A 2,771-nucleotide genomic window follows, 5' to 3' on the forward strand; every position below is an offset into this window, starting at 1 on the left:
TAGACATAATGACTCCCCACAAAGATGCTGATCTCCAATCAATCGTGGATTAGCTTAAAGCCAGAGCCATAATAGTTTTGTCAAAGAAACTAAAAATTGGAGATCAGCATGATAAAACATAACATACTTTTCATTGGCTTAGATACTCATAAAGAATTCGTCGAAGTCGCCTATATCGAAGACCATTATGGTGCACAATCGGTACATTATGGCCGCGTTTCTAGTGCAAAAGCATCCATCACTAAATTAGCAAAACAATTTCAATCCAAGTATCCAGATGCAACACTGCACTTTGTCTACGAAGCAGGCCCTTGTGGCTATTGGATCTATCGTCTCCTCACTAGCTTAGGCCACTGTTGCTACGTTATAGCTCCCTCTCTCATTCCCAAAAAGCCTGGTGAAAAAGTCAAAACTGATAAACGTGATGCGCTTAAACTCGCTAAGCTACTTAAATCTGAAGATCTCACACCCATCTATGTGCCTGAGCCTGAAGACGAAGCCATTCGTGACCTTTCCCGTGCAAGGGAAACTGCCATGAAGGATTTAAAGGATGCCAAATACCAACTTAAAGCGTTACTCCTTCGAAATAATATCAACTACAAAGGTACGGCCAATTGGTCACTACAGCATTTACGTTGGCTGACCGAACTGATATTACCCCATCCCAGTCAGCAGATTGTCTTGCAGGAATATCTACAGACTGTCACGGAACGGATTGCAAGGCTAAAACGATTAGACAATGAACTTGAGCATCATGTGAGAAATTGGCGCTATTATCCCGTTGTCAAAGCCATTCAAGCGCTAAGAGGTGTGCGGCTCTTGGTTGCAACGGGTGTAATTGCAGAATTAGGCGACTTAACACGCTTTGATCATCCCAGAAAATTAATGAGTTATTTAGGACTCGTCCCCGCTGAACACTCTAGTGGCGGCAAACGTCATCTCGGAGCAATAACCAAGTGCGGCAATACTCGGGCTAGGCGATTACTCGTGGAGGGAGCGCACACCTATCGCTATCCCGCCAATATCTCTACAGACCTTCAGCTAAGACAAGAAGGTTTGCCGAAGCAAGTTGTTGATATGGCATGGCAAGCACAACTTCGGCTTTGCCGTCGATATCAACGGCTAATGCAAAAAGGTAAACACTATAATGTGGTTGTGACTGCCATAGCGAGAGAAATGATTGCTTATATTTGGGCGATTGCGAGGGAAATTGTATTAGTGCAGATCAATCCCAAGTTGCGTTTAGCGAGGGTGCCTGCATGAGTTTAATTTTTGAGTTAATGCAGCTGGTGAGGCAGCGGATGTGGCACAACCACCGACGGCGTTAGGATGGCAATACGGCTAACCCTGTATTGAACCACGTACATAGACTGAAGACAGGTGCCACGGCGGATAAAGTAAGGTAGGCGCTGCTTGTCGAAAGATAAGTAATCCACGGATATCAGCATGACAACCGACGAAGTTACTTGCTTCATCTACTGCGTTAACTCAATACTTTTGAGTAACGTAAAAATAAGGCTTAAATAATTAGGCCGATATTTGTGTGCTCTACTTGACGTGGGGAGTCATACCAACGCAACCATACCAGTACTGCAATTATTAAAGCGCGAATACTAAAAACGGCTGAAATTGGTGCATATATTAACCACAACGGCCAATTTAGCCACGCTGTAACAACGTTACTCCCCCAGAACCCTTTGCATTCGAACCCAATTAGCATTGCGTCATACGCGTAGCAACCAACAAAGTTAGAACCTTTACTGCCATATTCTACAGTTAGAAATATCAAAATGTCTGCTACTACTGCCAGAGCTAAAGCTGCAATAAGAACCAATGATATTTTTTTACACAGTTTCCAATTCATAATGATGCATAACGCCGCAAGCAGCGGCGAGCGTTAGCGAGTCCAGCACCGAAGGTGCGATGCTGACTTGCCTTGTTATGTTGCTGATTAAAATGAACTAAATTTATATTCCTTAACTTTGTGATTAAAGACAAGTTCAATATGTTGCGGATAGTCATTTCCAACACTCTCTAGCATTTCGACTAAAACTTTTAGTTGAACATAATACAGTTTTTTCTTTTTAGCCCAATCTGAAGCAATGTAAAAACCAACGAGCGAAGAACCCGTAGGAACGAATGGAGCAAATATAGAGCTATGTATGAATTGATTACATAGGTCCCAATATTTAACTGCCTCCTTTTGACCTGCATATAGGTCATATAGCTCTGGAAATTTATGCTGATTTAATAAAGTAATAGGTTTTTCATTTGCAGGATAAATCGCTAGTTGAACTTCCCTATTTTTAACAGCGTCAGATACCTTGTTTGACTCCATCAATTTTCGAAGAGCAAACAGACCTAAAAAAACTTCTTTCTCCAAAGTAAATAAAGATCTATCAGACCATTTTTTCTGATTATATCTTTTCGCTAGTTTCCCTGCGATTTTCAAACACTCTTGTTTCCAAGGCACAGAATCTGAAATCAACGCTTATCTCCATTAAGCAACATAACGCTTTGCCCTAGCGAATCCCCACATAAATTCGATGGGATTCAAATAAGTAGACACGCATGATGCTGTTTGATCTAATCAATTTCGCCAAAAACCTACTAGATCCAACATCATGCGTGATATCGACATATTACACGATTTACTCAAAAAACAATGCCCTCAAATACACCAAAAACGCCTTAATTCTCTGATGGTTGCTACTGAGTCTTTACTCGATGGCAATCAACTCTCGTTAACCCAGTTAGGACGGAACATAACG

Annotated in this window: 2 protein-coding genes and 1 pseudogene; 2 read left to right on the top strand and 1 reads right to left on the bottom strand. The window is 41.6% G+C overall.

Features of this window, described 5'->3' with window-relative positions:
• The first annotated feature begins 108 nt into the window (after positions 1-108).
• On the top strand, positions 109-1,263 hold the full coding sequence (locus L5L97_RS22720) for an IS110 family transposase (protein ID WP_248993755.1): 1,155 nt from the start codon (positions 109-111) through the stop codon (positions 1,261-1,263).
• 688 nt (positions 1,264-1,951) lie between these two features.
• Here L5L97_RS22720 and L5L97_RS22725 read toward each other — a convergent pair.
• The gene (locus L5L97_RS22725; protein WP_263176233.1) at positions 1,952-2,488 is read right to left on the bottom strand and encodes a hypothetical protein; all 537 of its coding nucleotides are present in this window, start codon (positions 2,486-2,488) and stop codon (positions 1,952-1,954) included.
• 136 nt (positions 2,489-2,624) lie between these two features.
• On the opposite strand from L5L97_RS22725, the pseudogene L5L97_RS22730 reads away from it, so the two are divergent.
• A pseudogene (locus L5L97_RS22730) lies at positions 2,625-2,771 on the top strand (IS4 family transposase); the annotation flags it as partial.

The organism is Shewanella sp. SM71 (genome assembly GCF_025653905.1).
In the GTDB taxonomy this organism is placed as follows: domain Bacteria; phylum Pseudomonadota; class Gammaproteobacteria; order Enterobacterales; family Shewanellaceae; genus Shewanella; species Shewanella oncorhynchi.